Here is a 6,000-nt window from a genome sequence, read left to right as displayed (position 1 = left end):
AATAGGCACTTCCACCTTGGCGAATGTCAGGCATTACCAACTCGGCGCTCTCACTGGCTGCGCACAACTGTCTCTCTCTCGGGCAGCAGCGGGGATGGGTTTTTCGCGATCCGCAGACGGGGGCAATTGATACCGTGAAGGTTGGCGGTGATTTCTCCTGCAACGATGGTGCTGTGCTGCACGAATGGGCGATGGACGGTCGGGGGCTGGCGTGGCGTTCGCTGTGGGAGGTCGGACAGGATCTGCAGGATGGGCGGCTAAGCTCGGTGCTGGATGACTGGCAGGCACCAGCAATGGGTATCTACGCCGTATTTCCGCAGCGCCGCCATCTGCCGCTACGCGTACGGCTGCTCGTTGATTTGTTGAAGGAAACCTACAGCCGGCCGAGTTATTGGGAGATTGCCTGAGCAGGATACTTCGGGCTTTACGTGGGGCAAAAAGAAAGGCCGCATCCTTGCGGATGCGGCCTGTTTTCTACCGCCTCATGGCGAACAGAATTTGCTTAGTGGAACTGTGCTTCTTCGGTCGATCCGGTCAGCGCGGTGACTGACGAGACACCACCCTGGATTACGGTGGTAACTTCGTCGAAGTAACCGGTGCCGACTTCCTGCTGGTGCGAAACGAAGGTGTAACCACGGTCGCGTGCAGCGAATTCCGGCTCCTGAACCTTTTCGACGTAGGCCGTCATGCCACGCTTCACGTAGTCCTGCGCCAGGTCGAACATGTGGTACCACATGTTGTGAATGCCGGCGAGGGTGATGAACTGGTACTTGTAGCCCATGAGACCGAGTTCTTTCTGGAAAATGGCGATGGTGGCATCGTCCAGATTCTTCTTCCAGTTGAACGACGGCGAGCAGTTGTAGGCGAGCATCTTGCCCGGGAACTTGGCATGCACACCTTCGGCGAACTTGCGGGCGAACTCAAGATCAGGCGTGCCGGTTTCGCACCAGACGAGATCGGCGTACTCCGCGTAGGCTACGGCGCGCGAGATTGCTTGATCAAGACCTTTGTTGGTCTTGTAGAAACCTTCGGCAGTACGCTCGCCGGTGACGAAAGGCTTGTCGTTTTCGTCGTAGTCGGAGGTCAGCAGGTCGGCCGCTTCAGCATCGGTGCGGGCGATAACCAGTGTCGGTACACCGCAGACGTCAGCAGCAAAACGTGCAGCTATCAGTTTCTGCACAGCTTCCTGCGTCGGCACCAAGACCTTGCCGCCCATGTGGCCGCACTTCTTGACGGAGGCCAGTTGGTCTTCCCAATGCACACCACCGGCACCGGCGCGGATCATGGCTTTCATCAGTTCGAAGGCGTTAAGCACGCCGCCAAAACCGGCTTCAGCGTCAGCGACGATCGGAGCGAAATAGTCTACGTAGTCCTTGTGGCCAGCTTCAATGTCCTTCGAGCACTGGATTTCGTCGGCACGACGGAACGTATTGTTGATGCGCTCGACAACCTTCGGCACGGAGTCAACGGGATACAACGACTGATCCGGATACATCGCGGCGTAACCGTTGTTGTCAGCGGCAACTTGCCAGCCGGACAGGTAGATGGCCTTTACGCCGGCCTTGACTTGTTGCATGGCCTGGCCGCCGGTAAGGGCGCCAAGGCAATTAACGTAAGGCTCGTTATTGACGAGGTTCCACAGCTTCTCGGCACCGCGACGGGCGAGGGTATATTCAATCGGGAAAGAACCGCGCAGGCGGACGACGTCAGCGGCGGAGTAGCCACGCTTGATGCCTTTCCAGCGTGGGTTTTCAGCCCAGTCTTTTTCAAGTTCGGCGATTTGTTGTTCACGTGTGCTCATGATAGACCTCCAAAAAAATTAGAATTAACCAGAATTTTCGAAAAATCAAACAGCCTGTTTTCTAAACGAAACATTGTTTTTTCAGGTAGTTGATGGGATTGGATTATAGAGACTTTTTACCGCCGGAACAACAGTCTTATATAAGACATAAGAGTTATTTATTGTATTTATAAAACAGTGAGTTATGTTTTACTTATCACAATGCGAAAATATATTCGCATGATGAAACATTTGCAGGAATAAGTTTCAGCCCGCTTGTGGGCGCGTAAAGTCGTACTCCAAGATTCTGTGGCCGCTGTTTGCTTCGCAATTACTGGGTCAGCGCCTGGCTGGAAACCAGTATCCCGTCCTCGTCGGCGTAAAGGTACTCACCGGGGATGAAACTGACCCCACCGAAAGTGACCGTCAGGTCGCGTTCGCCAGTTCCCCTCTTGATACTCCTCAGCGGATGGGTGTCCAGTGCGCGTACGCCGATATCAATAGTGTTTATATCGGCAGAATCGCGGATGCAGCCGTAAACGATTAAGCCTTCCCAGCCGTTTTTCTGCGCCAGCAAGGCCAGTTGGTCGCCAACCAGCGCGCAACGCATCGAGCCGCCACCATCAATCACCAGTACCTTGCCTTTGCCGTCTTCGCCGAACAAGGTGCGGACGAGCACATTGTCCTCGTACAGCTTAAGTGTGACGATGCGTCCACTGAATGAAGCTCGCGCGCCATAGGGCTTGAACATCGGCGCGACAACGCGAATCGTCTTGCCGATTTCGCCTTCAAATGCGTCGCAAAGGTCGGGGGTCTTGAAACTCATGCAATTCTCCATGGCGTTGATGTTGTCTGGACTACGGAATAAAAAACGGCCATGCGGTAAGGCATGGCCGTTTTGTTGGTGATCTCAGGCGACCTCAGCCGCCTCTTCTTCGAAAGACAGCTTTACCATGCCGTCCTTGTCGATGTCGACGGTGACATGTCCGCCACTCACCAACTTGCCGAACAGGAGTTCGTCGGCCAGTGCCGAGCGGATGGTGTCCTGAATCAGACGGGCCATCGGGCGTGCACCCATCAGCGGGTCAAAACCGTTGCTTGCCAGGTGGCTCTTGAGTGCCTCGGTGAAGGTGGCTTCCACCTTCTTCTCGTGCAACTGCTCTTCCAGTTGCATCAGGAACTTGTCAACCACACGCAGAATGACTTCGTGGTCGAGTGCCTTGAACGAAATCGTGGCGTCGAGCCGGTTACGGAACTCCGGTGTAAACAATCGCTTGATCTCCACCATCTCGTCGCCTGGCTGCTTGGCATTGGTGAAACCCATGCTGGATTTCTGAATGGACTCCTGCCCGGCATTGGTCGTCATGATGATGACTGCGTTGCGGAAGTCGGCCTTGCGTCCGTTGTTGTCGGTCAGCGTACCGTGATCCATGACTTGCAGCAGGATGTTGTAGATGTCCGGATGGGCTTTTTCAATTTCGTCGAGCAGCAGAACGCAGTAAGGTTTCTTGGTCACCGCTTCGGTCAATTGGCCGCCCTGGTCGAAACCGACATAACCCGGCGGGGCACCAATCAAGCGCGAGACTGCGTGTCGCTCCATGTATTCAGACATGTCGAATCGAATCAATTCGTTGCCCAGGCAGTACGCGAGTTGTCTGGCAACCTCCGTCTTGCCAACGCCGGTGGGCCCGGAAAAAAGGAAACTGCCGATGGGCTTGGCCGGATTGCCGAGACCGGAGCGCGACATCTTGATGGCCTTGGCCAGCGCATCAATCGCGGCTTCCTGACCGAAGACGACGGCTTTCAGATCGCGGTCGAGATTTCTCAGTGCGCTGCGATCATCCGAAGAGACATGCGTTGACGGAATGCGGGCAATCTTGGCAATGATTTCTTCAATGTCCTGCTTGCCGATCAGTTTTTTCTGTCTGGATTTTGGCAGGATGCGCTGCGCGGCACCGGCTTCGTCAATAACGTCGATGGCCTTGTCCGGCAAGTGGCGGTCGGGGATGAAGCGAACCGAGAGTTCGACGGCAGTGGTCAAGGCCGCTGCCGAGTACTTGATGCCGTGGTGCGACTCAAAGCGTGATTTCAGCCCCTTGAGGATTTCAACTGTTTCGGCAATAGAAGGTTCATTAACATCAATCTTCTGGAAACGACGTGACAGCGCGTGATCTTTCTCGAAAATGCCCCGGTATTCGGTGTAGGTTGTCGCACCGATACACTTGAGTTGGCCGTTGGATAGCGCTGGCTTGAGCAGGTTGGAGGCGTCCAGGGTACCGCCGGATGCCGATCCGGCACCGATCAGCGTGTGGATTTCGTCGATGAAAAGAATGGCATTCGGGTTCTCGCTCAGTTGCTTCAGAACGCCTTTCAGGCGCTGCTCGAAGTCGCCGCGATATTTTGTGCCAGCCAGCAAAGCACCCATGTCCAGTGCGTAGACATTCGCCTTCTCAAGAATCTCAGGTACGTTATTTTCAACGATTCGACGAGCCAGCCCTTCGGCAATGGCAGTTTTTCCAACCCCGGCTTCGCCAGCCAGCAACGGGTTATTTTTACGTCGTCGGCAAAGGGTCTGGATCACCCGCTCAAGTTCTTTCTCGCGACCGATCAGCGGGTCGATCTTGCCTTGCAGGGCAAGTGCATTGAGATTGACGGTGAAGTTTTCCAGGGGGCCGGCCGGGTTTTGAGTCTCGCCCTCGGTTTCAACATCATGTTCGCTGCGCGCCGCACCTTGGGGTACCTTGCTGATGCCGTGGGAAATGAAGTTGACCACGTCCAGTCGCGCTATTCCCTGCTTCTGCAAGTAATAGACGGCGTGTGAATCTTTTTCGCCAAAAATGGCAACCAGTACATTGGCCCCATTGACCTCTTTTTTACCGGAAGACTGGACGTGCAGGATGGCACGCTGGATAACCCTTTGGAAGCCAAGCGTCGGCTGAGTGTCAATATCCTCTTCGCCGCCAACTGTCGGTGTGTGCTCAACAATGAATTTGGTCAGGTCCCTGCGAAGCTGTTCGATGTTTCCGCCACAGGCTCGCAAAGTCTCTGCCGCTGATGGGTTATCCAGCAACGCCAGCAGAAGGTGCTCGACAGTGATGAACTCATGACGTTTTTGCCGGGCTTCGACAAAGGCCATGTGCAGGCTGACTTCCAGTTCTTGCGCAATCATTCAGTTTTCCTCCATCACGCACGCCAGCGGATGCTGGTTATCCCGTGCGAACACCGCAACCTGCTCGACCTTGGTGGCAGCGACATCTCGCGGATAGATTCCGCAGACGCCACGCCCTTCAATATGTACTTTGAGCATTATTTGTGTCGCTTGTTCTCGGTTCTTGGAAAAAAACTTTTGCAACACAAGTACAACAAAGTCCATTGGCGTAAAGTCGTCGTTGAGCAAGAGGACCGTGTAAAGCGGCGGTCGCGCGAGTTTGCTGCGTTTGGCCTCGAGTACTGACCCTTCTTGATTCTGTTTAGCCATAAGTTCATTTTAACCAGTCTTTTCGAATGTGCAATACCGCTTTTTCTGCTGCTTTTTACACATAAACCACACTTGGCCAATACGGGATTTTTAAAATGCTTGACGCATCCGCTACAACTAGCGTAAAAAGACTTCATGTTTTGGTTCAGGTCGTAGTTGAATTTCAAACATGCACGTCGGGCGATGCCCGGATCTTGTCTCTTTTCAAGGATGTAGCAATATGGCAACAGGTACAGTTAAGTGGTTCAATGACGCCAAGGGTTTCGGTTTCATTACTCCGGATGATGGTAGCGAAGATCTTTTCGCGCATTTTTCCGCGATCACCATGGGCGGATTCAAGACCCTCAAAGAGGGCGAGAAAGTTTCCTTCGACGTGACGCAGGGCCCGAAGGGCAAGCAAGCATCGAATATTGGGCGTGCCTGATTTTTTGGCTGCGTTAAAAAAACCCGCCTTGGCGGGTTTTTTTTTTGCCTGTAATTTGCCAGATACAACTGGAAACATAACGAGGCGCCGGAGTCCGGTATCATAGATCCATGTCCAGGGTAAATTTGTCCTATCGATACACCGTCATTCCGGCGAAAGCCGGAATCCAGATTCGTCCATCTGATTAAGATGTTAAAAGACCTGTTTGATCAACGAACTGGATTCCGGGTCAAGCCCGGAATGACGGTAGATCAATGGGTTGGCGGTAGAACAAATTTACCCTGGATCGATGTTTTCCCGCATGTAATCCAGCGCATT

General features: G+C 53.8%; 6 protein-coding genes. 2 read left to right on the top strand and 4 right to left on the bottom strand.

Features of this window, described 5'->3' with window-relative positions:
- Positions 1–23: 23 nt before the first annotated feature.
- Positions 24–407 carry a LysR substrate-binding domain-containing protein gene (locus tag ACOYNV_RS03605; RefSeq protein WP_422898370.1) on the top strand — a complete coding sequence of 128 codons (384 nt, stop codon included), beginning with the start codon at positions 24–26 and terminating at the stop codon, positions 405–407.
- Between the two features lie 95 nt (positions 408–502).
- Here the strand turns inward: ACOYNV_RS03605 and aceA are convergent, their stop codons facing one another.
- The 4 genes from aceA to clpS all read right to left on the bottom strand — a co-directional run bounded on the left by aceA (position 503) and on the right by clpS (position 5,258).
- A complete protein-coding gene (aceA, locus tag ACOYNV_RS03600) occupies positions 503–1,804 on the bottom strand; it encodes an isocitrate lyase (RefSeq protein ID WP_422898374.1) in 1,302 nt (433 codons plus the stop codon).
- 307 nt (positions 1,805–2,111) lie between these two features.
- Positions 2,112–2,606 carry a ribonuclease E activity regulator RraA gene (rraA, locus tag ACOYNV_RS03595; RefSeq protein ID WP_422898369.1) on the bottom strand — a complete coding sequence of 165 codons (495 nt, stop codon included), beginning with the start codon at positions 2,604–2,606 and terminating at the stop codon, positions 2,112–2,114.
- A gap of 84 nt (positions 2,607–2,690) precedes the next feature.
- Positions 2,691–4,949, bottom strand: coding sequence for an ATP-dependent Clp protease ATP-binding subunit ClpA (gene clpA / locus ACOYNV_RS03590; RefSeq protein WP_422898368.1), 2,259 nt, complete (start codon positions 4,947–4,949; stop codon positions 2,691–2,693).
- Positions 4,950–5,258, bottom strand: a complete 309-nt coding sequence (gene clpS, locus ACOYNV_RS03585) for an ATP-dependent Clp protease adapter ClpS (RefSeq protein WP_422898367.1) — start codon at positions 5,256–5,258, stop codon at positions 4,950–4,952.
- Between the two features lie 220 nt (positions 5,259–5,478).
- On the opposite strand from clpS, the gene ACOYNV_RS03580 reads away from it, so the two are divergent.
- The gene (locus ACOYNV_RS03580; protein WP_186409536.1) at positions 5,479–5,682 is read left to right on the top strand and encodes a cold-shock protein; all 204 of its coding nucleotides are present in this window, start codon (positions 5,479–5,481) and stop codon (positions 5,680–5,682) included.
- The last annotated feature ends 318 nt before the right edge of the window (positions 5,683–6,000 follow it).

It is taken from the genome of Propionivibrio sp. (assembly GCF_049316945.1).
In the GTDB taxonomy this organism is placed as follows: domain Bacteria; phylum Pseudomonadota; class Gammaproteobacteria; order Burkholderiales; family Rhodocyclaceae; genus Propionivibrio.
The sequence above is the reverse complement of the archived record's forward strand: the minus strand, read 5'-3'. Positions and strand labels throughout refer to the sequence as shown.